The organism is Peribacillus simplex NBRC 15720 = DSM 1321 (genome assembly GCF_002243645.1).
Lineage (GTDB): Bacteria > Bacillota > Bacilli > Bacillales > DSM-1321 > Peribacillus > Peribacillus simplex.
Genome location: NZ_CP017704.1, coordinates 783,799 through 809,433 on the forward strand (window position 1 = coordinate 783,799; position 25,635 = coordinate 809,433).

Below are 25,635 nucleotides of genomic sequence, written 5' to 3' on the forward strand. Positions count from 1 at the left end.
TTTAAATGAATCATCCCGAGCAAGTATTAGAAATGTATAACTATCACGCGTGGGCAAATGGAGTCATCATCGATCGGTTAAATGAACTTCCACAGCACATTTACCATAAGGAAATTCAGAGTGGTTTTTCGTCGGTATCAAAAGTGTTGTCTCACATTTATCTCACAGATTATGCGTGGTTTGACATTATCTCAGGTAAAAGTATGGATGAAGCAATGGCATCTTCTAATCAATTAAGAGAAGAGGTGGAGAAGAAAAGTATTGAGGAAATGAAAAAAATATTCATAGACCTATTCGAAAGAAACAAAGCACTTCTGAGTACAGAGGATATGAAAAAGGTAATTGTCGTGGATAACCCATATGCTGGGTTGCTTGAAACTTCCATTTCCGAATCGGTATTACACGTTGTCACTCACGGTTCCTATCATCGCGGCAATATAGCTACCATGTTGCGGCAAATGGGGCACACTTCCGTTATGCAAGATTATGGCCTTTATCTTTATTCAAAATAGAACACCAAACTATATACCATTTCCTGAATAGGGGGATGTATCGATGGATGAACTAGTTGGCTCTTGTGTTCACTGTGCAAATGATGTATATTGTACGGCTGGTTTTCTGAACGGTATTCTGTTAGATAACAAGAAAATCTTATGTTTTAAATGTAAGGAAATTTTATATGCAATGGTCAAAGAAGAAAGATTGGAAGAGGAGAGTTGAAGGAGTAATACACCAAATCAAAATGAGTTGAGTGTCTGATTGACCTTAAAAGTTTCACTTCATTAAGGGAGTTGCTTCGGCAATTCTTTCATGAGTTATAACAGCTAGTTTGAAAACATTTTTCAAAACTTCAAAATAGGTCATGCCGATAATTTGGCATGACCTATTTTGCCCGAGAACAGTCAGATTGACCATGTTGGTTTCACACATGAACGTTGAGAGATGCACAGGTTGGTCGTTTGCATCGAAAGCAATCTTTAATCTTCTAAATAAATTGGCGCCAATATCACATTCTAAAAATTCAGCATAGTTTTTTGTAGCACCAATCACGTCTATAATTTTATCGTTACTGACTATTTCTGTATGGTAATCTTCCAAAAGGATTTTATATGTTGATTCATCCCTTGCAATCTTCTTTTCTAAATCCGGAAAACGAATTAACGAATAATGAGCTGTATCGTAGAAAAGCGGACGATCATTTACATACATGAGCCGCTCAAGTTCGAGAACGGGAATTCCTTCATCAATGAGGAGATGACCTGCAATATCATTTGGTGCTGGTATGACCTCACTTCTTAAAATCCGAGAATTAGGTATCATCCAGGATTCCCCTCCTTCTCATAGTATCCACCATATCCGCTTCGAGTACACCGCATTGATAAATTTGAATACCATCATAGGCAAGTGAACCATTTTCACCTAAAGTGGCCACCACAATTTTAGATCCTTGATTTTTTCATAAAATTAGGAGAAACAGCATTCCTTCGTAAATCGATAGCAGTAACCCTGGAGTTAAAGATCCGATTTTTGTTTCACTTTTACATAAAGTAAGTCTTATATTGGTGATTATTGTTCGAAATATGATATACATGTAGAATGGATGTTAACTGGGGGATTTCTTAAACAAGAGAATATATCCTGAAATATTGTCGAGTGAGTTGTTAATAAAGAATAAACACCTCCAAAAGCCGTAAATTGAGGTTACTCTCCTTAAGATGGTGTATATTATTGGAAATTATAGGTTGATTCACTTAAAAACTCTATAACTTAAAAAAATAGCAGGCAGTACAATTTGTACTACCCTAGCGGAAAGGACGTTCCCTAATAATGAATCACGACAAAACAGCAATCACTAAAATTCGTACAGGCCCCATGTTTGCAGTGATGTTAGCTGGTGCTCTAGTCGCTTTCTTAAATCAGACTTTAATCAATATCGCATTGCCTCAATTAATGACTCATTTTGAAATATCGGCTGCAACAGCTAATTGGCTTACTACTATCTTCTTATTGGTCAATGGGATTGTCATCCCGATTACTGCTTTCTTAATGGAACGATTTAATACAAGACAATTATATCTTGCTTCAATGGGACTCTTTGCATTAGGAACTTTTTTATGTGGAATTGCCCCCAGCTTCTCCGTCTTATTGATCGGACGGGTGGTTCAAGCTGCAGGTGCGGGGATTTTATTCCCTTTGATTACAAATGTAATTTTCACATTATTTCCACCTAACAGACGCGGCTTCGCAATGGGCATATTTGGTATCGCGATGAATTTTGCCCCAGCTGTAGGACCGACGTTATCAGGATGGATTATACAAAACTATTCTTGGCGGGTTCTGTTTTTTATCATTTTCCCATTTGCCCTGCTTGACTTCATCTTTGCAATTTTCATCATTAAAAAAGTGGGGAAAACCAGCCGGCCTAAACTCGATAAAATGGGTGTAATCCTATCCACTATCGGATTCGGCGGTGTTCTATATGGATTTGCTACAGGCGGTACCAAGGGCTGGGGCAGTCCCGAAGTACTGACGATGTTCCTTGTTGGAGGAATCAGTTTAGTTTTATTTGTCTGGAGGCAATTTACTGTATCTCATCCTATTTTGGAATTTAGAATTTTTCGGTATCGGATGTTCACTTTAACGACAATCATCAACATCATCGCAACTATGGGTATGTTCTCCGGAATGATCATCATGCCAATCTATATGCAGAATATCCGTGGGTTTACTCCAATGGAATCCGGTCTCATGCTATTGCCAGGCGGGATTTTAATGGGGATCATGTCTCCTATCACGGGTAAACTGTTTGATCGATTTGGTGCGAGATGGCTTGCGGTGAGCGGACTTGCCATCACTATCATTACAACCTATCTTTTAACGCGGCTTGAAACAGATACGTCTTATTCTTATGTAGTGTGGGTATATACAATTAGAATGTTCGGAATGTCGATACTGATGATGCCTATCTTTACAGCTGGATTAAATGAATTGGCACTTAGCCTAAATAAATATGGAACAGCAATGGTCAATACATTGAGAATGGTAGCAGGCGCTGTTGGCATGGCATTCTTTGTTTCGATCATGACAAACCAGGGAACGAAACATGTTCAGGAAATCTTATCTCAAAGAAACATATCGGCAGATAATACATCACAAATGGCCATGGCCATTAAACAAGGCAGCGTAATGGGAGTGGATGATGCATTCATGATAGCAACAGGTTTGACCATTATTGCATTCATACTGGCCTTTTATATACGGCAAACTTCACCACAAGAAGATACCATTACAAATCGCCTATCAAAAAAAGCAGCTGAATAATCAAAGCTAAATTCAACCTATTTTCCAAGGAAAAAAAATTCTTATATTATTAAACTGACTTTCCCCATGTAGACATATAAATGCAAAAATAAGAGACACTTTTTATGAGTGTCTCTTTTTTTGGCCCTAATTACTTCATGGCCTCAAGGAGACGGCCTTTATTTTAATCCTGCTGCACTCGCGTGTGGCTAAATTTCAGAACATTATTTGAAGAACAAAGCCAACAATACACAAATATCAATAGTAACTTTCAATCAGCTGAGTATAAATTTGCATTCCTCTCATATATTTTAAGATAATGATTTGGACAAGGGGAATGCTTTATGAAAAAGTTTGTTACTCTGCTTTTTTCAAGTTTTTGCATTGGTATTGGTCTTAACCTGTTTATAATCCCCATTCATCTATCCCAACAATAAGAAAAAATTTAATTAAGAAATTTTCCTTTTATATTATACCTATCCACTTATGTGTCCAGTTTAAGTGAATTTTACTATTTAAATAATTTGACTATCTTCTGAATTTTTGACATTTCTTCTCCATATATTCTCCATCTGTTCAAGAGTCTTGCCTTTGGTTTCAGGAACCATTTTCCAAACAAATAAGGCAGAAAGCACGCTCATTAAACCGTAGAAACCGTATGTTAGTCCCCCACTATATTCCATCATCATAGGATATGTAGAAGAAATAAAATAGTTAGCCGCCCATTGGGCAGCTACAGCAATAGCTACAGCCCGACCTCGAATTTTATTAGGGAAAATCTCTGAAATTAGCACCCAGCAGATTGGACCCCACGACATCATAAATGAAGCTGTATAAATAATGATAAATACAAGCGTCCCTATTCCAATAATATTAGAAAAAGCCATGCTTGCTACACCAAACATTCCAATTGCCATTCCAATAGAACCTACTATTAATAAAGGCTTTCTTCCCCATCGATCAACTGTTAAAATCGCGATAACTGTAAAGATAACATTTACTAATCCCATAATAATAGTTTGCAGCATAGAAGAATCTTTAGCTGCTCCCATGCTTTCAAAGATACGCGGAGCGTAGTATAAAGCTACATTTATACCTACAAATTGTTGAAATACAGAAAGCAGTACACCTACAATAATAACTAATTTTCCATAAGCGAATAATTTTTCAGAAGAAATATTGATAGTAGTCGATTGTTTAATATCACCCAGAATCGCTTTCGCTTCTAAAGATCCATTAATTTTTGTAAGTATAGCTAAAGCTTTTTGATCTTGATTCTGTATTGCCAAATAGCGAGGTGTTTCAGGAACTAAAAACAAAAGTACAGCAAAGAGTAAAGCTGGTATAGCTCCTGAAGCAAACATGTATCTCCACCCTACATCATTTATCCATTCTAACGTTTCACCATTTGCAATACCCCAGTTTACAAAGTAAACGACTAACATACCAAAAATAATCATAAACTGATTAAATGATACCAATCTGCCGCGAATATCTGCCGGAGCAATTTCTCCTATATAGATTGGACAAATAGCTGACGCTAATCCAACACCAATTCCCCCTATAATTCGATAAAAGTTAAAAGCTAGTAATAAAGAAAGTGTTGGTTCACCTTTTGTAAAAAATAAAAATTCAGGATAAGAAGCACCTAATGCTGATACTATAAAAAGAATTGCTGCAAGTATAAGTGATTTTTTACGTCCTAGTCTTGATCCAAAATAGCCGGATATTAATCCTCCGATAATACATCCTATTAAAGCACTTGATACGGTGACGCCATGTGCCAAAGAGCCTAACCCTAAGCTATCGATAAAATAAACCTTTAATGATTTTTCAGCTCCAGATATTACGGCTGTATCATATCCAAACAGTAACCCTCCAATTGCGGCCACTAATGTAATAGAAAAGATATATAATGAGTTTCGTTTTTGCTTCATGTTCTACTAAAAACAGTTAAGAATGACGGGATGGGGGAAAGTCTATTTATTATTAAAGCGCATACTTTTGGTTGCGCTTTCAAAATTAATGAACATGAAGGACATCTCTTCCCTCACCCATTCTACTAACTGCTTTTATCCTCCCTTCCATTGTAGATTTTCATTTCACTAAAACAACATTAAACCAATGAAAACCAAATGTTTTTAAACGACGGTAAAAGTAAAACGAGTTTTAGAATGATACTCTTTATCTTTTTCTAATAAAATAGAAGGTAATTGCTGATTATGAATGGCATTTGGCGGATGTTGAGTTTCGAGACATAAGCCAAGATGTTTTTGGCAAGGAATTCCTCTAATTCGAAAAGTATCTTCTAGCATATTTCCCGTATATAAAACAACATATGGCTCATCTGTTTCCACTATCATTTTCCGTCCGTTAGAAGGATTAACCAAACAAATTTCTTTTTGATGATTTTCACTTAATAAGAATGGATGGTCATACCCATTTCCAACTATTTCATTTTGTTTATGTGTGGATTTTACTCCTTCAATAATTCGCTTTCCTGTTCTAAAATCAAAAGGTGTATGTTCAGCGTCTATTAAATTGCCTGTAGGCAGTAAGGACGGATCAAGCTCTAAAAACTTATCACTTTTCATAGTTAATTCATGCTGTAAGATATCTTCTTTTAAATTGCCACTCAGATTAAAGTAAGTATGATTGGTTAAATTTAATAACGTATTTTTATCTGAAATACCATGATAGGTTATTATAAGTTCATTATTATTAGTGAGAGTGTAAACGACACTTACCTCAAGATTTCCAGGATAACCAGCTTCTCCATCAGGACTCATATAAGTAAATGTCACACTAGCCTCATCTACACTCTCACTAGTAGAGGATTTCCAGACCACGTTATGGAATCCATCAGGTCCACCGTGTAAATGAGTTCTCCCTTCATTCTCAGGGAGGAGGTATGTAAAGCCTTCTATATCAACGCTTGGTGGATTAACTCTCCCTGCCACTCGACCGATTACTGCACCAAAATAAGGGGAATAATGTAAATAATCTTCTGCAGAATCAAATCCTAACACGATATTTTCTATATTCCCTTCTTTGTCTGGTACATCGATTCTAGTAATCGTACATCCAAAATCAATACAGGTTACTTTAATGTTTTGATTGTTCATGATTGAATAAGACTTTACCAGTTCTCTATTTATTTCACCGAAAATTCCCTCTTCTATTTTCATGTTAATCTCCTTTTCGAAGAAAGGGATGCATGATTCAAATGCAACCTGTTACTTTCTGCTAAATTGATTCAGCTTTTTACTTAAGTCTTTTGTTTGGGAATATACCTCTTTATATAAAGCATAAAGTTGTTTATACACTGGAACATTTTCTAAATTAGGATGATATGTTTTTGAAGAAGCAATGAATAAATCTGCGCATTCTTCTAATGAGTTGTACCACCCACAACCATAAGCGGCTAACATGGCTGCCCCTAGTGCAGGTCCTTGCTCAGTAGATAGCTTTATAATTTTTGTGTTAAAAACGTCTGCTTGAATCTGAAGCCAACTATCGTTTTTTGCTCCCCCGCCAATTGATACAATAGACGTAATTTCTTTTCCATTTTCTCGAAAAATTTCAATTGATTCATTTAATGAGAAGGTAATTCCTTCAATAACTGCCCTTGTAAAATCCCTCTTTTTATGGGAAGCATCCATTCCTATAAAGCTTCCGCGTATAGTAGCATCTGCATGTGGTGTTCGTTCCCCAACTAAGTATGGAGTAAATAAAAGCCCATTTGAGCCAATTGGAACATTGTTTATATCAGCCAGTAATTCTTCAAATGACTCATTTTCAGCAAAATTATCTCTAAACCAACTTAAACTGTGGCCAGCAGATAATGTAACTCCCATCGTATAAAAAGCATTTTCTTTTCCATGATTGAAATAATGCACTTTCCCAGCAAAGTCTCTATCATTTCGCTCCTCATAAGAAAGTACGACACCAGATGTTCCGATGCTGCATAACGTTTCTCCTGATGATAGAATGCCAGCTCCAATTGCTCCACAAGCATTATCAGCTCCACCCGCAAATACCTTAGTCGATAATGTTATCCCAGATTTTTGAGAGAATTCTTCATTAATTGTTCCAGCGCATTCACTAGATTCCACTAGCGATGGGCAAATGCTGATATCAATGCCCACTAATTGACAAATCTCTTCGCTCCATTTTTTCTCACTCACGTTCAACAATAATGTACCGGCAGCATCTGAATATTCACTATGAATAAAGCCAGTCATTTTGAAGCGTAAATAGTCTTTAGGCAGCATAAATACAGCTACTTGATCAAATATCTCTGGTTCATGCTCTTTAACCCATAGCAGCTTAGGTAGTGTAAACCCTTCCAAAGCTTGATTTTTTGTTATTTCTAAAAGACGCTTTTCTCCAATCATTTCATATAGCTGATGACATTGTGCTGTCGTCCTTGTATCGTTCCATAAAATAGAATGACGTAAAAGATTATGATTCTTATCCAACAGTACTAGACCGTGCATTTGTCCAGAATAACTAATTCCTTCTATATCTTCTGGTCTTACATCAGATTTGGAGATTAACTCATTTAAAGCACTAGCAGTCTGCTGAATCCACTCCTCTGGGTTTTGTTCACTATATCCTGTTTTTTCATGCAGAAGAGGGTAATTTTTAGAAGCTTCTGCACAGATCTCACCTTTCGTATTAACTAAAACAGTTTTGACAGCACTCGTTCCTAGATCAATTCCTATAATATATTTCATCTTGATTCCTCCACTTTTATAAAAGAGAGTAGAAATTGTTTCTACTCTCTTTTATCCATTAAACTTCTAAAATATATTGATTTAAGATGCCTTTTAATCGTTCCTGTCTTCCTGACTTATTCGTAATGTTTGGATTTTGTAATGCATACTGCTCTAGTGTATGGAAGTTGGCTCTTCCTTCAACAATCTCAAGACCAATTCCTTCTTTGAAACTGCTGTAGCGTTCATCAATGATGTTTTCAAGAACACGATCTTCTAATAATTTATGAGCCACTTTTAAACCTCTAGCGAACGCATCCATCCCTGCCACATGAGCATATACTAAATCTTCCTGTTCAAAGGAACCTCTGCGCACTTTAGCATCAAAATTTAATCCTCCACTACCTAATCCTCCATTTTGGAGGATCTCATACATTGCTAAAGTTGTAGAATATAAATCTGTTGGGAACTCATCGGTATCCCATCCTAAAAGAGGATCACCTTGGTTTGCATCCACTGATCCTAAGAAGCCCTGAACTCTGGCTACGCGTAATTCATGTTCAAACGTATGCCCAGCTAAAGTAGCATGGTTAGCTTCAAGGTTTAGTTTAAAATGGTTATCTAATCCGTATTGTCTTAGGAACGAAATGGTCGTAGCTGCATCGGTATCATACTGATGCGTTGTTGGTTCCTTTGGTTTTGGCTCAATTAAGAATTGACCTATAAATCCAATTTCCTTAGCATAATCTACAGCCATATGCATAAATCTAGCCAAGTTATCTAACTCTAACTTTAAATTTGTATTGAGCAGTGTTTCATAGCCTTCACGGCCGCCCCAGAACACATAGTTTTCTGCTCCTAATTCTTTTGCCGTTTCAAGCCCTTTCTTTACTTGAGCTGCTGCATAAGCAAATACATCTGCATTACAAGAAGTAGCTGCACCGTGAACGAAGCGAGGATTTGTAAACATATTAGCTGTGTTCCACAATAACTTTACGTTACTTGTTTTCATATACTCTTGAATCATGCTAACGATTACATCAAGATTTTTATTTGTTTCTTTTAATGTGTTTCCTTCAGGTGCGATGTCTCGGTCATGAAACGCAAAGAAAGGAACCTCTAATTTTTCAAAAAGTTGAAAAGCTGCCTCTACTCTAGCTTTTGCTAAGTCCATTCCATCATATTTATTCCATGATCTTTGCATCGTAGCTGCACCAAAAGGATCTGTCCCATCAGCTGTAAATGTATGCCAGTAAGCAACTGAGAAACGCAGTTGTTCCTTCATTGTTTTACCGCCTACTACTTCTTCTGGGTTGTAGTATTTAAAAGCTAAAGGATTTTTAGAATCTTTTCCCTCATATGAGACTTTGTTTACGCTTTCAAAATAATTAATTTTATTAGTATCAGTTTGAATCATGTGTTACTTCCCCCTTTAATTAAAATGAAAAACTTCCCAAATTAATATTTTTAAAAGTATCATTTTAGAAAGTTTGTTGTGTCAATAAACTAACTTTATTTCATGATATACAAAATAAATATTTATTTCAATGTTTTTTTTAGAAAATTTAGTTATAATATGAAATATACTATTACTATACTGGATTTTAGTTAAAAATAAAAAAACACTTAGTTCAATGGTAAAACAAAGGAGCGATTATCATTCCGATAGCAGATCAAGCTTTAGTAAAGAAAATGAATCAAAAGTTGATATTAAATGAAATTTTAAAAAACTCTCCAATCTCAAGAGCAACCCTTTCTGAGATTACAGGGTTAAATAAATCTACTGTTTCTTCCCAAGTAAATACATTACTTGAAAAAGATTTTATTTTTGAAATTGGAGCAGGACAATCTAGAGGTGGCAGAAGACCTGTGATGCTTATTTTTAATAAAAATGCAGGCTATTCAATAGGCATCGATATAGGTGTTGATTACCTTAATGGAATTCTAACCGATTTAGAAGGCAACATTATCCTTGAAAAGGCTTCTGACTTGTCTAGTCCTTCAGCTGGTGAAGTGAAAGAAATTCTGTTTGCACTTATTCATGATTTTATAATTCATATGCCCGACTCTCCTTACGGTTTGGTGGGAATAGGTATTTGTGTACCAGGTCTTGTGGATAGCAATCAAAAAATTATTTTTATGCCCAACTTGGAATGGTATATTGAAGATTTGCAACTCTTAATTGAAAGCGAGTTCAATGTACCTGTTTTTGTTGAAAATGAGGCTAATGCAGGCGCATGCGGTGAAAAAGTGTTTGGGGTTACTAAAAACTATGAAAACATCATTTACATCAGTATTAACGTAGGAATTGGAGTCGGGATTATTATTAATAATGAATTATATAAAGGAGTAAATGGCTTTTCTGGAGAAATGGGTCATATGACGATAGATTTTAACGGCCCCAAATGCAGCTGTGGGAACCGAGGCTGCTGGGAATTATATGCTTCAGAAAAAGCATTACTGGATTCTTTTTCTATAGACGAAAAGAATAGGTTACGAAAAGAAATTGTTGAACGTGCAAATAAAAATGATGTAGCCGTCTTAAATGCACTCCAGAAATTTGGCTTCTACGTCAGTATTGGCTTAACTAATATTCTCAATACATTTGACGCACAGGCTATTATTCTGAGAAATAACATTATCGAATCTCACCCGATTGTGTTAAATACCATTAAGAATGAGGTTTCTTCTAGGGTATATTCTCATTTAGAAAGTACGTGTGAACTATTGCCCTCTTCATTAGGAAGAAATGCACCTGCATTAGGAGCTGTTTCAATTGTGATCGATCATTTTTTAAATGTTACCACAAGCTAATTTATATCAGAGGATAGATGATAGATGTCTGAATATCTTTCCTAAGGTAACAGGAGAGGTCTTTCTCTACCTAGAGTAAAGACCTCTCTTATTTGTTTTCGTCCCTACATCTATGAAAGGATAATTGTATTAAATGAGTTAGGTTCTAAGATAAAACAATTTGTTGTAAAACCATCATTTAGAAATAGCTCTCTTTCATCATTAAATGGATCAGATAAAACAATAACTGTAGATCCCTCTGGATTTCTAAAAGCAACCGTATTTCCAGTCCAAGATCCTTGAGTTTCTATTCTTACGGCTCCCTTTTTAATGAAATGAGAAAAATGAGATTTTTCTTTTGGGTTGGCTCCATACACTGTTCCTCCGTTCTCTATATCCGTCTAAAACCTAAGAAGGGATATAATTTCTTCCATTCTTCAACGGACGAATAAGAAGTACCACCACTGCTATTGGCATTGGAAAGGGAGCGGATTTCTGAAATCAACCGAATATTTTTTAAGAAAAAACTGTAGGCAAACTTTCTTTTCTTCGAGTTAGCCTACAGTCAAGCGATTTTTAAATAATCGCGACACGACTGTTGAAGTGCAATAATTTTTTATAGAATGCATTTATAAAAGGAAAATGGAATATGATTAAAATGTCAATCTAAGGGAGGGAATGAGAATAAATGAAAAAAATAAAAATTATATATTGGATTTTCACAGGGCTTTTGGTGGCACTAATGGTTTTAGGTTCTATTCCAGATATAATGTCTGTTCCCGATGCAGTCGCTTTATTTAATCATTTAGGTTATCCTACCTACCTCCTACCCTTTATTGGAATTGCCAAATTATTAGGTGTCGTGGCAATACTTATTCCAGGTTTTCCGAGAATTAAGGAATGGGCTTATGCCGGTTTTGTATTTGATTTGACGGGTGCTATGTATTCAAGCATTTCAGTGGGCGACCCTGCCAGTGGATGGCTGCTTTTCATTATTGGATATATTTTGATAGCCGGCTCTTATATTTACCATCATAAAATATTAAAATCCGCTACATCGAACATTACATTGAGCAATAAGGATAGCTTAAAAATATAAATGAATTGGCAAAGAAAAAACACCGATGATCGGTGTTTTTTCTCTAAAAGATGAGGGAATGATATATGCTTTCAACTTCGATTTCATTTTCTAAATAGAACTTGTAGAAATAAAATAAACAAGCGTCCCAATAGGGTTTTCCTTATTGGGACGCTTGTTTTAGAACATTAGCTGATTAACTTAATTTTTTTGAAGCCAAATAAGCGACAAGTATATAGCGTTCAGGTGCCGCCCCGATATAATCAAAGGGATAACAGGTACTTACGGTTAGCGTTGCCCGTGGCTTTGGTACGATTACGGTTCGATCATCCTCATCCACTATTCGAACTTTGCTGACTTTGTATGTGAACTCTCCTGCCGACGTTCTTACTATCAACAAATCTCCTTCACCAACTTGCCCAAGTTTACGGAATACCGTATCTCTATGACCGGAAAGAACGGAATTATCATTTTCACCTGGTAGCACACTTCCTGCAAAGTGACCAACGCCTTTTTCCAATTCATCCTCATTTGTGCCATGGAAAATAGGGAGTTTTGCTTTTAATTTGGGTATATACAGTTCCCCGATTTCTTCACCCGTTTCAGGGCGGACAGGATATAGCTCTTTCTTTGTTGTTTTATTACTTGGTGGTTTATTACTTGGTGGTTTCTGTACTGTTTCATTTACTTGGCTACTTGGAGCATGAGTCTTATAAAGAAAGTAGCCTTTTGCAAACTTATACATATTGGATGTGGAAAACCAAACCCCAAATAAAATGATGGCAATTGTACATGAAATCAGTAGCAACCGCCTTTTCTTTAATTGTTTCATATTAAGCTTTCCTAATTTTTCGATACATCAAACTTCCGAACAGGATAATGCATAGTCCTAAAAGGGCATTAGGGATATAATCGGAAGCGGTGTTTGGCAGTTTAGCCCCTTTTACCGTTTGATGTTCCGATTTAGTATGAGTGCTGATCTTTTGTTTTACTGGTTTAGCTACCGGTGCCTTTTCAATGGTTTTTTGCACCTCTTTTGCAGATTCCTTTATTTGCCCGCCTGCGTTAGTAAGAGTGTCAGAATCGACCATATCACCTGTTATTAAAAGATCAGCCAAGAACTTCCCGTCAGTAGAGTATATAGCTATTTTTAGGTTAGCGCCCTTCAGTTCTTCCAATTTCATTAAATCCAAAAGGGATACAGGTGATTCCGAGCCACTTTTCACAAGGGAATAGGATACATTAAGCTTAAAGATGGAAAGTAATTCTTCATAGATTGATGCCATTTCAGCTATCTGTTCAGCTGTAAGCTCGGTTGCTACATCAAATTCCTCGAAAGCCATCATGCGGTTGCCCAATTCTTCAAGTCGCTTGACTGTTTCCGGATTGGAAAGGTGGTCTTCCAAAGACATTAAGTGGTCTTCAAGCCTCTGTAATTCTTCTTCCGTTAGACCGAGTTCTTCCTCGAAAATAGGAAGAAGATCCTCGGCAACTTCGCCATCCAACGCCCCATCAGAAAGGTTCCAAACAGTTTCTTCAAGATTATCTATGTATATATAATCGTTAATATCTTCTCCATTTTCTTCCAACATTTGGAGCAAGGCTTGTTTATCCATTCCATAATTCTCATTAAAATAATCTAAGTTGCTTAGATCTGCCTTTATGACGTCACCTAAGAATTCACTAAGCTCTTCGACAGATTCAAATTCTTCCGTGCTAAAATCATAAAGTTCCAATGACGCTTCGATATCTTCTTTTGTTACTTCGAAGCCTCTTTCCTTACTAACCTTGGCTAAATAATTGACTAATTCTTTGTCAAAGTTTGGATCGCGTTCAAAATCGCCCTCTTCTGTATAGAAATAAACAGCTTCATCGAGGTCCCAGATAAAGATATAATCGTCTAGTTCTTCGCCATTTTCGCGCAATAGTTTAATTAGGCTCTCATTAGTTAGATTATAATCTTCATAAATGGTATCTAAATTACTTAAATCTGCTTTAATAACTTCTCCCAAGGCATCTTTTAGATCACCAATAGATTCAAAGTTTTTAATACTTTCATCGTAAAAAGAAAGAGATGTTTCAATATCATCCTTTGTCACTTCAAAACCCCTAACAAGGCTTATCTCTTTTAAATACTTTGTAAGTTCTTTCTCAAAATTTTTGCTTGGTGCTGCCGATGCTAATTGCGGGAATAAGCTAATTAACAACGTAAATGAAACTAAAATGGTCCACAGTTTTTTCATACTTTTCTCCTATTCATAACATTTCATATGTTTCTAGAAAATTATAATATAATAACAATAATTTAACAATGAAGTTATTTCTTCCAATAAGTCAAAATTCCTATTTTACTTACTTTGCTAACAAACTTTTTAACAGCATATACATCTGTTTGCGGTAATAAAGACGTATTTCTTCCTATTAATATATCGATTATAAAAAGAGGGGATTAAAACTCCCGCACGCTACATGTTCATAATATAAATCTGTGATGTCTTTTGTAACCGTTGTAACTTCACTGTAATGTTTACATCCATTCCTGACATAAAAAAAACGCAAATCCTTACATTTCAAGGGTTTGCGTTTTGATTGATTGCATTCAATCCAGATAGCATTAGTCTATTAATTTTCACTGCTTCCTTCACTAATAATCATAACTTCTACATCTATCTCCATTAGCATTTCCGGCATTGCAAAACCACTTACTATTAAGCAAATACAATAAGGATAAACAGCTTAAAATTTAACCCGTATGCCTTCTACCATAAAAGACTAACTGTTTTCCTTCCTGTTCTTCCATTTTAAATCCATGCCAACGTTGTATCATTCTGAACAACCGGGTGCTTTTATTGAATAAAAAGGAGAATACATATTAGACGCTTATAATATGTATTCTCCTTTTACTTCTTGTTAAACAACGCACCATTATGTGGAATGCATTAGACTTTAGAATATTAATCTAATTGCATTTTTTAGAACTTTCGGTGCCTTTTTAATTCCTTCTGTTCCAATAAAACTGCTCGCACTCGCTATTAATACGCTTGAAGAAATGAATTTAACCACATAAAAAATTCCTGATCCAATAATTAGATCTAGGATTAAAAACCTTTTAATTGTTGAGCCTTTTATTATATAAATAACGATTTGATTGTTTTTCTTGCTACTCAGCATTGTCACACCCTTATCTTTTTCTAAAGGGTATGACAAAGAGAGGTTGTCATATTCTTCTGCATCAGGTCTTTCTTAATAAAACTGCTTTCTGTTAGTATCGGACATAATAAGCTTCTAAAATATGAGGAGGTCGTTTTTGATTTAACTTACTTTCCTGTTTGGATGCTTTGACTAACAATTTGGCTCAAGGCCTTGTTTATTGGTGTAGAAGGGCGACCAAGTAATATTTCTAAATCGTTTCTCGCTATCTCTAATTCACCATCTCTAATGCCTTTTTGCATGTTTACGAGCATAGAAATGTAGGTTTCTGGTACCTCTACACCTTTCATAATATCGGTATACGTAGCATCATCGACTTGTTGTACAGGTACTTCTTTTCCTAATACAGTTCCAAGAGCAGATGTTAATTCCTCTTGAGTCATAAGCTTGCCGGAAAGCTCGTAAACAGTATTCTCGTGTCCGCTCCCGGTTAATACATTTGCTGCTGCCTCCGCATAATCTTGTTGAAGTGCCCAACCCACCTTTCCTGTTCCTGCAGATGTAATCCAAGGTGCTCCTGCCATCACACCTTGTATACTCCCAATTTCATTTTCTAAATACCAATTGTTTCGTAAAAACGAGTATGGAATACCTGTTTTCAAAATAGCTTCTTCTCTAGCTCTATGAGCTGAGGCAAGGAATAAGTTACTTTCACTTGCATTTGTTACACTAGTATAAGCAATAAATTTAACTTGATTACGTTGAGCAGCAGCTACAGCATTAGAATGCTGTCTAATTACTGTTTCATCATCCCCAACTGTAGATATAATTAAAAGCCGATCAATTCCTGAAAAAGCAGAATCTAATGTTTTTGGTTGATCAAAATCTCCATGTCGAACTTCTACTCCGCGAGCTCGTAAATCTTCGGCTTTTTCTAGATTTCGAACACTAACAGCTAATTGACTTGCCGGTACAGTTTTTAATAACGTTTCTACAACTTTTGATCCTAATTTTCCTGTTGCACCAGTAACTAATATTTTCATCTTTTTTCCTCCAATTAATTTTTTCGTATTAGAAAGTCGATAATAGCAATCTTAATAATTCGTTCAACAAAGTAAAAAAACTTTTTAAAGTGAGTTTATTGATATAGCCCCCTTCATTTTTCAGAAATATACTTGTACTTGTTGAATTATTTAGTACAGGTATATACTATATCCACAGTCACAATAATAAAAGTAGGCATTTTTTTATGACATAGTCACAAAAATAGTACCATTATGAGAGAGAGGGAAAATACAATCAATGGCTCGATTCAATTTTCAAGGAGAACCGCCTCCTGAAGAAAAAGAAGAAGTTTGCTCTTTGACACTTACTCAAAATGTAATTGCCGGAAGATGGAAAATTGTTATTTTATGGCATCTAAGTAGACAAACAAGAAGATTTAACGAACTTCAAAGGTTGTTACCGGGCATTTCAAAAGGAATATTGACAAGACAACTGAGAGAATTGGAAGAGGATGGAATGGTTCACAGAGAAGTGTATAAAGAAGTTCCTCCTAAAGTAGAATACTCGCTAACACCTCAAGGGAAAAGCTTTATCCCAGTACTGGACATTATGGGAGAGTGGGGAAAAAAATATATGGAAAAAAAACAAAGTGAACAAAACTACTCCACCCAAGTTAATAAAAAAGAGCTCTAGTATAACCTTGAATTATATCCCGGATAACGGACACACATTAAAAAGTGTCCCTTATCCGGATTTTTTTATGTTTCGAAACATGTAATAAGTATGGACAGGAAATTTTAATAAAGATGGCTTTTACGTGGACCCTACCCTATAATTAGTCTGATAATCTACACAAGGAGACAACAATGTATATTTGGAATATTAACAAACTCGTCATGGCGTTACAGGCAGAAACAATTACTGGCAAACAAAAGAAAAGATACCGGATAACTTTTTGGGTACTAGTTGCTCTTACAGTGTTTTCACTGCCTGGAGTTTATACCCCTGCATCTATGAATAGATATGATGTTATTGATCTAATTTTATTTATTATTATCAATGTGATTGCAATCTATCTTTTAATAGTTATTTATAAAAAGAGAAGTAGAAAAGAATTAGATTTCTTCTTGCCCTTTTTTAGCTTAATGATTCCACTATTTTTACGTAACAGCTTATGGACCATACTTTTAACTATCATTGCTCTATTTATATTGTCTTATTTGCCCCTTATCATTCACTTGAGGAAACTAATATTATCGATGTAATTATTAATGCTATAGTCGAAATTGTGATGAACATTATGTTTGTTCATTACTTTAAGAAGATATATAACTAGGAAGCACCTATTTTGGTGCTTTTTAATTTGACTTCACAATTTCACTTCCTCCTAACAGCTTCATTCATACCTTATAGGTATCACGTTTCATTCCTATTAATTAAACAAACGAGAATCAAAAATGAAAAAATTTTGCCTCTTATCCGGTTCTTAGTACTAATCTCTTTTTCTCCTAATAAACTTAATAAACTAACTATTTAGGAGGCGTGCAATGTTTAATCAAGAACTGGATAGTAATAGTCCACTTATTTGTAAAATTAATGACGTCACTTACCAAAAGTACCATCTATTTAAGAAAGCATATGAGCGGGAAGTATTCGTCATAAAAGATTACGGTGATGACCGCGGTATCACCAATAAAAGTATTGCGGTATTCGAAGCAGTTAAAGATCATTTTGACCGTTTTAAAATTGCAAAAATTGTTAAAGAAATTAATAAAGATAATATTTTGCTTCATAGCGATCTCATCCTTATAGACAAAAAAGGAAATGAGCTACACCTATCTGGTTGTAGTTGCGGGTATCCTGGACCTGGTTCACATGGAACAGTTGAAATTTTGAATAAGGCTGGATTCGAGATAGATAGAAGGTTTGTGTTTTGTTCAAAAGGATTCACTCTTTTTCATCCAATTGAAGAAAAAGAACTTTATGGCGAACGTTTATAAGTTATCTACACACACTACCTATCCTCATTCTCATGCAGTTAGATAGAAGCCGGTAAAGCATGAAATATATACAAGAGCGCTTTGACACGGTAGGATACATACAGAAGCAGATATCTATTGCTCGCGTGTCAAAGGTACTCGAAGAAAAAAGTGTAGATGGTTATTTAAATACATGGATAATGCTCATTTAATATGGGGTAGTGTGAAATGTGATCAAAATAGCTGGTTCCCTTTCATAATATAATAAATAAAAAAAGCCTTGGTAACTGAAAAATCAGTAATACCAAGGCTTTAAAGCTATTAATACATTGACATTAATCCAATAACTTTATTAATTTAATCTGTTTATAGTAAATTCTAGATGTTTATTTCCCATTAAATCCTGGATAAATAACAAGTGGATTATTCCACATTACATTCTGCGAGACCCATTACATACAGAAGCTGTTATTCCTCAAGCATGCCCTTCACTCGCTTTACTTTGTCTTCCATCTTGCGTTCTTTATCACGACGGTCATCGATTCGGATATTCGTACAAACTCTAGCAAGACCTTTTTCAAAAGGTACTTCGTGCATCGCTTGGATAACTTCAAACAATTTAGGCAGGTCGCCTTCAATGATTGTATTCATGGGAGTCAGTTGAAAACGAATTTCTCCCTTATTTTCATATTGCTTTAATACTCTTTGAATATCTGCCACATAGCTGCTAACACTTGGAGTTTGTGTGCCGACAGGAATAACCGTTACATCAACTATTGCCATTCTTATTCACCAATCCTTTTTATGTATTTCAATCAAGAAGCTCACTTACATGTATCCTATAAATACGGATGTTTTTTACTATTATAACTCAAACTTCGTACCTAACGTAATTAGTATAAGCTGTGGAGCTTGAGATTCGTAAATCAAAGCACTTCTACTGGCAAGAAAATTACTGTAGAATTGGTCAAATAAAAAATGAATCGTTGATTTTTAACACTTGTCCTGCTGACTAGGTCATTGCTTTTTAAACATCCCATATATGCGTACTAGTTGAACTAGATGTATTCCAGTTTTAGTCGTATTGGTATTAAAGGTTTGTTTTTTTGAATAGCCTTCGTAAAAGCCATATTATAATCCAGCAAACAAATCCACCTCTATTAACATAGAGGTGGATTTGTTTTAGAGCGATTTATTTATGCCTTATCTTTTCATTTATATAATCCTTATAGACTAAAACAGCAACAACAATAAAACTTAGACTAACAAACCTGAAGATTATCTCTAAACTGATCCATTCAGCTAAAATACCTAATACAAATGCGCTAACTCCAACACCAACGTCAAAACTGGAAAAAAAGGTTGCATTGGCTGCTCCTCTTTTTTCTTCCCTTACCTTTTGAACAGTCCATGTTTGTAAACATGGCATAACAGTTCCATAACCTGCCCCAAATAAAATCGCCGCAATGATAAGTTGAGAATCATTTGTCGTATAAGACAGTATAACAAGTGAAAAAAATCCTAACACAGCTGACATAATGATAATAGACCAAGGTCCTTTTTTGTCATACCATTTTCCGGTAAACGGACGTAGTAAAGTTGCGACAGTTGCATTGATAAGGAAGAATAGAAAAATATGATCTACTTCCTTTTGTTTTCCAAAAAGAACTAAAAATGTAATGATCGCTCCAAAACCAAGTGTTGTAATAACCGTAAGTAACGCTGGGAACCATACGTCTTTTTCAAAAATCATATCCAAAAATCGAAATGGTTTCTTCTCACGCTTTACAATAGTAGGTGAATATATAAATTGAAGCGCAATTACTGCCAATAGGCTCAGTACTACTGATGACCATATTAAAATATCAAAGGAAAAAGAGTCATAGATAAGGATCCCTATACTCGGTGCAACGATAGCCCCGACCGTTGTGGATATAGAAAAATACCCTATTCCTTCTCCTAAGCGTGTCTTAGGAATTAAATCCACTACTATTGTACTATTAGCTGTTGTTGATACCCCCCACGCTGCACCATGGAAAAGTCGTAACAATAGAAGAAGCCATATAATATTAAGAAACGGATACAGTATTGTAATGATCATTAAAGCCACACTTGCACAAATGGCTAGACTTTTCCTTTGGTTATCAATTAAATAGTAACCTACAAAAGGTCTGATTAAAACAGCACCTATCGTAAATAATGATGTTACTAGACCAACCTGAATGGAAGATGCATTCATGCTTAACATATAGGCAGGCAAAATAGGAAGTAACATTTCAAACCCAATAAAAACCAAAAAGTTGCTTATAAATAAAAAAAGAAATGATTTATTAAAGATTCTTTGATTTTTCATATAATTATTCCTCGCTTCTAAATTATTTTTCTAAGTTAGAAGCGTTTGGAACACTGAAACGTTTTTCAATTGTCTAAGGTTTTTAGTCAATTGACTCACCCTCTCTAAACCCCTTAAAAAATTTATCAAACAATCATATCAGAACCTCCCCTTATTAACAAGTTACTTTTTAATAACTTTATATTAAGGAATTAAGGAATTAAGGGAGGGACAAGTTAAAATCATTTATGGAAATACACATAATTATTCTAAAGATCTATTGTGGTTATATTTCATTGAAGTACGTTTGACGGGAAAGACCCAACACTTTCTAAATAAGTAAAAAGTTATTTGGAGTAATACGATTTTTTCTACTGTCAATTAAAGCAATACAGTGAGCCAATTGCTCTACCCCTGGTTTAATTTGACTCTCGTTCACTTGAGAGATGCTTAATCGTACGAGATTTTCCTTTTTATATTCAGCTAAAAACATTCTAGAGGCATCATCAACATATATATGCTGCTCGTTTAGCATATGAACTACCTGTTTTGCTTTCACATTCTCGGGCAAACTAATGGATAGATAGAATCCTGAAGTCGGTTTAGAAAAAGAAGTGTTAGCCGGCAGCAATAATTCACATGCTTCTTGAAGGATTTGCATTTTATTACGATATACCTCTTTAACTTTTTTGAGATGGCTATTAAACATACCGCTTTTTAAGTAGATTTCTAGCGCACCTTGAGAAAGTGCTGAACTATTAAAATCGGAACTAAATTTATATCGTAAAAAAATGTTAATCATTAATGCAGGAAGAACGACAGTACCAATCCTTAACCCTGGGAGAAAAATTTTCGAAAGGCTTTTAATATAAATCACTCTCCCAGAAGGATCAAAAGAAAATAAAGGATCTGATTTTGGATTTGGATCAAGGTCTCCTAAAATATCATCCTCCACTATATATACATCGTATTTTTCAGCTAACTCAACGATTTTTTTCTTTTCGCTATTCGTGTAACAATGTCCAAGTGGATTGTGAAATCTCGGGATAATATAGAAAAACTTGATATCATTATTTCGAAAAATGTACTCCAGACGCTCAAGATCAATCCCCTCCATTGTTAATTCAATTCCAAAAGTAGTGGCTTGATGCAGATTGATGGACTCAATGATTCCGAAATAAGTAGGCTGTTCAATTAGAATATTGTTTTTTCCATTTGGAAATGGCATAGAAACTAATAAATTTAAGGCTTGCTGCGAGCCAGATACAACGACTAATCTTTCGGGTTGAGTGAAAACCTGTAAATTTTGCAAATATTTCACCAACTGTACTCGTAGTGAATAAAGCCCTTGTTGATCAGAGTATGTAAAAAGCTCTTCTTTATAATGGTCAATTGCTTGATTCATACAATGTTGAAATTCCACATAAGGCATAACGTTTTTATCTGGACCGGCAGACAAAAAATCAATCACCTCATTTTCTTCCGTCGCTTTTTGATATTCATTCACAACATAGTAACCGCTTTTAGGAACAGAATAAATTAAATGCTCTTTTTCAAGTTCTACGTATGCTTTAATGACCGTATTTTTGCTACATGAAAAATACTCAGATAACTGACGAACAGAAGGAAGTTTACTGCCTGCAATTAGCGAACCATCTTCTAGTCGAAGCTTAATGTCTTCCATTATCTTAATATATTTTGAGTTCATCAATTAATCCTCCTTGAACTGTACCAGGACAGATGGGTAAAAAATGGGTTTATTTTTATTGTATGTACTCATAGTATGTTAATTATAGCAAAACTGTTTTTTATGATAAATAAACAATGGTACAGATGTGATACAAAATATAAAGATTGGGGTTGGATAAGATGCAGGGAGTAACCAGGGAGAAATTAGGATTATTGTTGGGATTAGTAGGCGTCATTTGTTTTAGCTTAACGCTCCCCGCTACACGTATTGCTGTAGAGTATTTTGGGACTACAGTCGTCGGTTTAGGAAGAACAGTTGTTGCTGCTATTTTAGTAGCTGTAGTATTGATCGTTCGAAAGGAAAAACTGCCTTCTCCAGGCCAATTCAAAAGTCTATTTATTGTTGCTGTTGGTGCAGTTTTAGGATTTCCTCTCCTCACTTCTTGGGCAATGGAATCATTGCCTGTTTCTCATGGAGCTGTGGAAGTAGCCCTGTTACCGTTAGCGACAGCGGGATTTGCTCTGTTTAGAGCAGGTGAAATCCCTTCAATTAAATTCTGGGTTTCAAGTATAATCGGCTCTTTAGCTGTCATTATGTATGCACTTCATCTTGGATTCGGTCAATTGCAATTTGCCGATTTAGCTTTACTAACAGCAGTGATCATACTGGGGCTTAGTTACGCAGAAGGGGGGAAATTAGCGAAAGAATTGGGCAGCTGGCAAGTGATTGCTTGGGCAATAATGATTGGTGCTCCATTTTTCATTATTCCAGTTGGGCTAAACCTTACAACTGAAATGCTCCATGCCCCTATCCAAGCTTGGGTTAGTTTTATTTATCTCGCAGTGGTTAGTCAATTTTTAGCATATGTTGCTTGGTATAGCGGAATGGCTATGGGCGGGATAGCAAGAGTTAGTCAGATTCAATACTTACAACCATTTTTGATGATTCTATTTGCAACCGTATTTCTTGATGAATCCATCACATTTTTCACTCTTGTTACAGCAGTGATTGTTGTCTTTTCTGTTATTTTAGGAAAAAATGCTCACGTATCAAAAAGCGGAGCTGTATCAGGGAAAAGCTAACTGCATGAAAGTTATCTTATAGAAGGACTGAATTGTATAGATGAGAAGTTGTCATGAATATAGACTTATCTTAGAAAGACATCAAAAATCAACCGGTCTTAGCTATTTTCATGGCCCGCATTGTTATATCTCTCCATCTTGGTATGAGACGGAAAAAGCAGTACCAACATGGAATTATGTGACCGTTCATGTTTCCGGAGAAGTCGAACTGCAAGAGGATGAAAATGAGTTAATGAGCTCCCTACTTGATATGGTATCGAAGTACGAAGCCCCTGACAGTTCATACAGTTTGCAAGATGGATGCTTAGTTTCTCGCTGGTATGAACAAAGGAGTTCAAGGATTCAAAATAAAAATCACCAAAATAGAAGGGAAAGCAAAGTTAAGTCAAAATCATCCATTGCAAAGAAGAGTTAATTGTTAATCAGCTAGAACAAATTTCAAATACAGATGAACAAAAGATTTCATTATTAATAAAAGCAATCCTAGAATAATAACGTTAAATGGTACTGTACTAATGGGAGTGTTGATCAAATAAGGATTAACGCTCTTTTCCTTCCCATTGACACTCCGATAGTTCTCATTTATATAGAATTGATTATATCATCTTCTTCAACACCCCTTCCCCGATCGTTGCATAAAGAAAAGCTGCCTTATAGACAGCTCTGATCTTAAGCTAACGTACCCTATAGCTTAAGTACATACTTTCGCAAACAATTAAGGAAAGATTTTATTTGAATCATGTTTGTTATTGGCTTGAACCCAAGCGGTAAAGGCTTCAATGCCATGCACGACTGCTTCGGTACGTATGGAATGATACAAATCAAAATTGTGCTCAGCACCAGGAAGTTCGACATAAACAACCGGATTAGATGAGGTATCACGCAGATGCTCCGTGAAGCGTCGGGCATTTTCCACGGACACTAACCTGTCCTGATCACCATGCGCCACGAAGAATGGCGGTGCTTCTTTTCCACTGTAAGCCATAGGAGAAGAGAATAAACCAGGTTTTGTATCGATATAGCCGTAATAGCCGTATAGACAAATGGCGGCAGTTATCGACGTGTCCACAAACTCAAAACCCGGCTGGAATGTTGGGGAATTTGGAGTTAGTGCAGCCATAGCAGTCAAATGAGCCCCTGCCGAATTACCAGCTAAAAATATCGTCGTAGGGTCAGCACCGTACTCGGACCCGTGCTCGCGTACCCAAGCAATCACTTTCTTAATGTCAATCAATTGGTCTGGAAATTTCACGTCAGAACTTAAGCGGTAGTTCGCACTGATGCACACCCATCCCTTGCTCGCGAGCTGGTAAATAAGAGGGAGAGATTGGCTGTTCTTTTTACCGCCTACAAATCCCCCACCGTGCAAATGCACCAACGTGGGGCAGCCCGTCGGATGAGAGCGATGGCGATAAACATCTAGTTGATTTCTCATCCCTGCATTACCGTAGTTGATGTTTGCAATCCTCTCTATATCGTATCGTCTTTTAAAGAATGGACCGAGTAAAGCTGTGAAACTAAATTTCTTTTGTAATCGCCGCTCAATCTTAGGGTTAATAGTAGTTCGCCACTTTTTCTCCAGACTATCATTCATGGCTTGACTGACTACAGGAGAAGTTTTTAATCCCCTATGGATAATCACTAAGAGCATTCCCACTGCCAAAATTGTTATTCCAAAAGCCATCCACCCAACCGGAGAATGAACGTCGCCTTCAATAAAGGCTAACGAAGTTGAAGCAATCAACCAGAAAAGTGCAAAGAATGGTAACTCATTTATTACGCCAAAGTAAGAACCTAAAGAATTAAAAATTCGAGGAAAGTTGGATGGTGCCACTACGAAATACGTGCACCAAGCGACAAAAAGCACAGAAATAAGGTAACCGAGTGGTATGCTCATCACACCCTTTACTAATTTGTTTCCTCTAGGAATTTGATGTTAATTTTTACCTAAAATTCAAGTATCACCTGATGGTTCCTTTCAACATTAAAACTATATTTTTAGGGATACCTTTTAGATATAAAATTCCACATTTTACTATATGTGAGATCCTTATATTAATTCTTCAGTAACACCTTTACATGCTTTTTCTAATATTTGTTCGTGAGTAAGAGGGAATCCTTCTTCCTCAAAACTACCCCGATAGTTGCAAAAGAAAAAGGCTCCCCTTAAGGCAGCTCCGATCTTCAGCTATAGTTACTAAGAGGTCCCCCAAGCAGTGGTCTATGTCGTATGCTAGGGCTTTCTGGTGTCCCATTAGAACAATTAATTTCTTATTCTTTTTATTATTTTACAACTTCCATAGTAAATCTATATGCGTGATCTATTGGAAAATAATTCTCTACCACTTTTTGTGCAACAATCTGGGAATCTCCACTTTCAAAAGCTTTCTGCATCGCTTTGATTTGCTCTACCTTATTATCCAATTACAGGACGATCTAAGTTTTTAATCCCATCTGTGAAGCATTGAAGATCTAGTTTAAGTAATGATTTCATTTGTTTTCATCCTG

The 25,635-nt window shown here is 35.8% G+C and carries 21 protein-coding genes and 3 pseudogenes; 10 read left to right on the forward strand and 14 right to left on the reverse strand.

The window, feature by feature from the left end; translation table 11 throughout:
• Positions 1-5: 5 nt before the first annotated feature.
• On the forward strand, positions 6-512 hold the full coding sequence (locus BS1321_RS03545; protein WP_063234547.1) for a DinB family protein: 507 nt from the start codon (positions 6-8) through the stop codon (positions 510-512).
• A 43-nt stretch (positions 513-555) separates the two neighbouring features.
• Positions 556-720, forward strand: coding sequence for a hypothetical protein (locus BS1321_RS27760; RefSeq protein WP_169803982.1), 165 nt, complete (start codon positions 556-558; stop codon positions 718-720).
• A 177-nt stretch (positions 721-897) separates the two neighbouring features.
• On the opposite strand, the pseudogene BS1321_RS03550 reads toward BS1321_RS27760, so the two are convergent.
• Positions 898-1,320, reverse strand: a pseudogene (locus tag BS1321_RS03550) (UTRA domain-containing protein); the annotation flags it as partial.
• A gap of 19 nt (positions 1,321-1,339) precedes the next feature.
• Positions 1,340-1,456 (reverse strand): annotated as a pseudogene (locus BS1321_RS28490) (fructoselysine 6-kinase); the annotation flags it as partial.
• 371 nt (positions 1,457-1,827) lie between these two features.
• On the opposite strand from BS1321_RS28490, the gene BS1321_RS03555 reads away from it, so the two are divergent.
• On the forward strand, positions 1,828-3,321 hold the full coding sequence (locus BS1321_RS03555; RefSeq protein WP_063234546.1) for a DHA2 family efflux MFS transporter permease subunit: 1,494 nt from the start codon (positions 1,828-1,830) through the stop codon (positions 3,319-3,321).
• A gap of 494 nt (positions 3,322-3,815) precedes the next feature.
• On the opposite strand, the gene xylE is transcribed toward BS1321_RS03555, so the two are convergent.
• The 4 genes from xylE to xylA all read right to left on the reverse strand — a co-directional run bounded on the left by xylE (position 3,816) and on the right by xylA (position 9,435).
• Positions 3,816-5,237, reverse strand: a complete 1,422-nt coding sequence (gene xylE / locus BS1321_RS03560; protein WP_063234545.1) for a D-xylose transporter XylE — start codon at positions 5,235-5,237, stop codon at positions 3,816-3,818.
• A 204-nt stretch (positions 5,238-5,441) separates the two neighbouring features.
• Positions 5,442-6,488 carry an aldose epimerase family protein gene (locus BS1321_RS03565; protein WP_063234544.1) on the reverse strand — a complete coding sequence of 349 codons (1,047 nt, stop codon included), beginning with the start codon at positions 6,486-6,488 and terminating at the stop codon, positions 5,442-5,444.
• Between the two features lie 48 nt (positions 6,489-6,536).
• Positions 6,537-8,039: a xylulokinase gene (gene xylB / locus BS1321_RS03570; protein ID WP_063234543.1), complete on the reverse strand. Its 1,503-nt coding sequence runs from the start codon at positions 8,037-8,039 to the stop codon at positions 6,537-6,539.
• Positions 8,040-8,097: 58 nt separating this feature from the next.
• On the reverse strand, positions 8,098-9,435 hold the full coding sequence (gene xylA, locus BS1321_RS03575; protein ID WP_063234542.1) for a xylose isomerase: 1,338 nt from the start codon (positions 9,433-9,435) through the stop codon (positions 8,098-8,100).
• A gap of 242 nt (positions 9,436-9,677) precedes the next feature.
• On the opposite strand from xylA, the gene xylR reads away from it, so the two are divergent.
• Positions 9,678-10,832, forward strand: coding sequence for a transcriptional repressor XylR (xylR, locus tag BS1321_RS03580; protein WP_063234541.1), 1,155 nt, complete (start codon positions 9,678-9,680; stop codon positions 10,830-10,832).
• 110 nt (positions 10,833-10,942) lie between these two features.
• Here xylR and BS1321_RS03585 read toward each other — a convergent pair whose 3' ends face one another.
• Positions 10,943-11,188 carry a glycoside hydrolase family 30 beta sandwich domain-containing protein gene (locus BS1321_RS03585; RefSeq protein WP_063234540.1) on the reverse strand — a complete coding sequence of 82 codons (246 nt, stop codon included), beginning with the start codon at positions 11,186-11,188 and terminating at the stop codon, positions 10,943-10,945.
• Between the two features lie 311 nt (positions 11,189-11,499).
• Here BS1321_RS03585 and BS1321_RS03590 point away from each other — a divergent pair, with 311 nt between their 5' ends.
• A complete protein-coding gene (locus BS1321_RS03590) occupies positions 11,500-11,910 on the forward strand; it encodes a DoxX family protein (RefSeq protein ID WP_063234539.1) in 411 nt (136 codons plus the stop codon).
• A 175-nt stretch (positions 11,911-12,085) separates the two neighbouring features.
• On the opposite strand, the gene BS1321_RS03595 is transcribed toward BS1321_RS03590, so the two are convergent.
• The 3 genes from BS1321_RS03595 to BS1321_RS03610 all read right to left on the reverse strand — a co-directional run bounded on the left by BS1321_RS03595 (position 12,086) and on the right by BS1321_RS03610 (position 16,082).
• Positions 12,086-12,721, reverse strand: a complete 636-nt coding sequence (locus tag BS1321_RS03595; protein WP_063234538.1) for a class D sortase — start codon at positions 12,719-12,721, stop codon at positions 12,086-12,088.
• Position 12,722: 1 nt separating this feature from the next.
• Positions 12,723-14,132 carry a processed acidic surface protein gene (locus BS1321_RS03600; protein ID WP_063234537.1) on the reverse strand — a complete coding sequence of 470 codons (1,410 nt, stop codon included), beginning with the start codon at positions 14,130-14,132 and terminating at the stop codon, positions 12,723-12,725.
• Between the two features lie 1,074 nt (positions 14,133-15,206).
• On the reverse strand, positions 15,207-16,082 hold the full coding sequence (locus BS1321_RS03610) for an SDR family oxidoreductase (protein ID WP_063234535.1): 876 nt from the start codon (positions 16,080-16,082) through the stop codon (positions 15,207-15,209).
• A 259-nt stretch (positions 16,083-16,341) separates the two neighbouring features.
• Between BS1321_RS03610 and BS1321_RS03615 the strand changes: the two genes are divergently transcribed.
• The 3 genes from BS1321_RS03615 (at position 16,342) to BS1321_RS03625 (ending at position 18,044) form a co-directional block, all read left to right on the forward strand.
• A complete protein-coding gene (locus tag BS1321_RS03615; protein ID WP_063234534.1) occupies positions 16,342-16,737 on the forward strand; it encodes a winged helix-turn-helix transcriptional regulator in 396 nt (131 codons plus the stop codon).
• A 173-nt stretch (positions 16,738-16,910) separates the two neighbouring features.
• Positions 16,911-17,309 (forward strand): hypothetical protein, encoded by a 399-nt coding sequence (locus BS1321_RS03620; RefSeq protein WP_063234533.1) that lies wholly within the window; start codon positions 16,911-16,913, stop codon positions 17,307-17,309.
• A gap of 282 nt (positions 17,310-17,591) precedes the next feature.
• Complete coding sequence (locus BS1321_RS03625) at positions 17,592-18,044, forward strand: hypothetical protein (RefSeq protein ID WP_063234532.1); 453 nt, start codon at positions 17,592-17,594, stop codon at positions 18,042-18,044.
• A gap of 447 nt (positions 18,045-18,491) precedes the next feature.
• On the opposite strand, the gene BS1321_RS03630 is transcribed toward BS1321_RS03625, so the two are convergent.
• The 3 genes from BS1321_RS03630 to BS1321_RS03640 form a co-directional block, all read right to left on the reverse strand.
• Positions 18,492-18,806 carry an MTH1187 family thiamine-binding protein gene (locus BS1321_RS03630; RefSeq protein ID WP_063234531.1) on the reverse strand — a complete coding sequence of 105 codons (315 nt, stop codon included), beginning with the start codon at positions 18,804-18,806 and terminating at the stop codon, positions 18,492-18,494.
• Between the two features lie 409 nt (positions 18,807-19,215).
• Positions 19,216-20,376: an MFS transporter gene (locus BS1321_RS03635; protein WP_063234530.1), complete on the reverse strand. Its 1,161-nt coding sequence runs from the start codon at positions 20,374-20,376 to the stop codon at positions 19,216-19,218.
• A 310-nt stretch (positions 20,377-20,686) separates the two neighbouring features.
• Positions 20,687-22,063 carry an aminotransferase-like domain-containing protein gene (locus BS1321_RS03640; protein WP_063234529.1) on the reverse strand — a complete coding sequence of 459 codons (1,377 nt, stop codon included), beginning with the start codon at positions 22,061-22,063 and terminating at the stop codon, positions 20,687-20,689.
• 161 nt (positions 22,064-22,224) lie between these two features.
• On the opposite strand from BS1321_RS03640, the gene BS1321_RS03645 reads away from it, so the two are divergent.
• Complete coding sequence (locus tag BS1321_RS03645) at positions 22,225-23,127, forward strand: DMT family transporter (RefSeq protein ID WP_063234528.1); 903 nt, start codon at positions 22,225-22,227, stop codon at positions 23,125-23,127.
• A gap of 74 nt (positions 23,128-23,201) precedes the next feature.
• Positions 23,202-23,619: pseudogene (locus BS1321_RS03650) on the forward strand (FMN-binding negative transcriptional regulator); the annotation flags it as partial.
• 223 nt (positions 23,620-23,842) lie between these two features.
• Here BS1321_RS03650 and BS1321_RS03655 read toward each other — a convergent pair.
• Entirely contained in the window at positions 23,843-25,024 is a 1,182-nt protein-coding gene (locus BS1321_RS03655) for an alpha/beta hydrolase (protein WP_198319688.1), read from the reverse strand.
• Between the last annotated feature and the right edge of the window lie 611 nt (positions 25,025-25,635).

Excerpts from the sequence above, each read along its gene's own strand:
- BS1321_RS03545 (WP_063234547.1), top strand. The coding sequence starts at position 6 with ATGAATCATCCCGAGCAAGTATTAGAAATGTATAACTATCACGCGTGG.
- BS1321_RS27760 (WP_169803982.1), top strand. The coding sequence starts at position 556 with ATGGATGAACTAGTTGGCTCTTGTGTTCACTGTGCAAATGATGTATAT.
- BS1321_RS03555 (WP_063234546.1), top strand. The coding sequence starts at position 1,828 with ATGAATCACGACAAAACAGCAATCACTAAAATTCGTACAGGCCCCATG.
- xylE (WP_063234545.1), bottom strand. The coding sequence starts at position 5,237 with ATGAAGCAAAAACGAAACTCATTATATATCTTTTCTATTACATTAGTG.
- BS1321_RS03565 (WP_063234544.1), bottom strand. The coding sequence starts at position 6,488 with ATGAAAATAGAAGAGGGAATTTTCGGTGAAATAAATAGAGAACTGGTA.
- xylB (WP_063234543.1), bottom strand. The coding sequence starts at position 8,039 with ATGAAATATATTATAGGAATTGATCTAGGAACGAGTGCTGTCAAAACT.
- xylA (WP_063234542.1), bottom strand. The coding sequence starts at position 9,435 with ATGATTCAAACTGATACTAATAAAATTAATTATTTTGAAAGCGTAAAC.
- BS1321_RS03590 (WP_063234539.1), top strand. The coding sequence starts at position 11,500 with ATGAAAAAAATAAAAATTATATATTGGATTTTCACAGGGCTTTTGGTG.
- BS1321_RS03595 (WP_063234538.1), bottom strand. The coding sequence starts at position 12,721 with ATGAAACAATTAAAGAAAAGGCGGTTGCTACTGATTTCATGTACAATT.
- BS1321_RS03600 (WP_063234537.1), bottom strand. The coding sequence starts at position 14,132 with ATGAAAAAACTGTGGACCATTTTAGTTTCATTTACGTTGTTAATTAGC.
- BS1321_RS03610 (WP_063234535.1), bottom strand. The coding sequence starts at position 16,082 with ATGAAAATATTAGTTACTGGTGCAACAGGAAAATTAGGATCAAAAGTT.
- BS1321_RS03615 (WP_063234534.1), top strand. The coding sequence starts at position 16,342 with ATGGCTCGATTCAATTTTCAAGGAGAACCGCCTCCTGAAGAAAAAGAA.
- BS1321_RS03620 (WP_063234533.1), top strand. The coding sequence starts at position 16,911 with ATGTATATTTGGAATATTAACAAACTCGTCATGGCGTTACAGGCAGAA.
- BS1321_RS03625 (WP_063234532.1), top strand. The coding sequence starts at position 17,592 with ATGTTTAATCAAGAACTGGATAGTAATAGTCCACTTATTTGTAAAATT.
- BS1321_RS03630 (WP_063234531.1), bottom strand. The coding sequence starts at position 18,806 with ATGGCAATAGTTGATGTAACGGTTATTCCTGTCGGCACACAAACTCCA.
- BS1321_RS03635 (WP_063234530.1), bottom strand. The coding sequence starts at position 20,376 with ATGAAAAATCAAAGAATCTTTAATAAATCATTTCTTTTTTTATTTATA.
- BS1321_RS03640 (WP_063234529.1), bottom strand. The coding sequence starts at position 22,063 with ATGAACTCAAAATATATTAAGATAATGGAAGACATTAAGCTTCGACTA.
- BS1321_RS03645 (WP_063234528.1), top strand. The coding sequence starts at position 22,225 with ATGCAGGGAGTAACCAGGGAGAAATTAGGATTATTGTTGGGATTAGTA.
- BS1321_RS03655 (WP_198319688.1), bottom strand. The coding sequence starts at position 25,024 with ATGAGCATACCACTCGGTTACCTTATTTCTGTGCTTTTTGTCGCTTGG.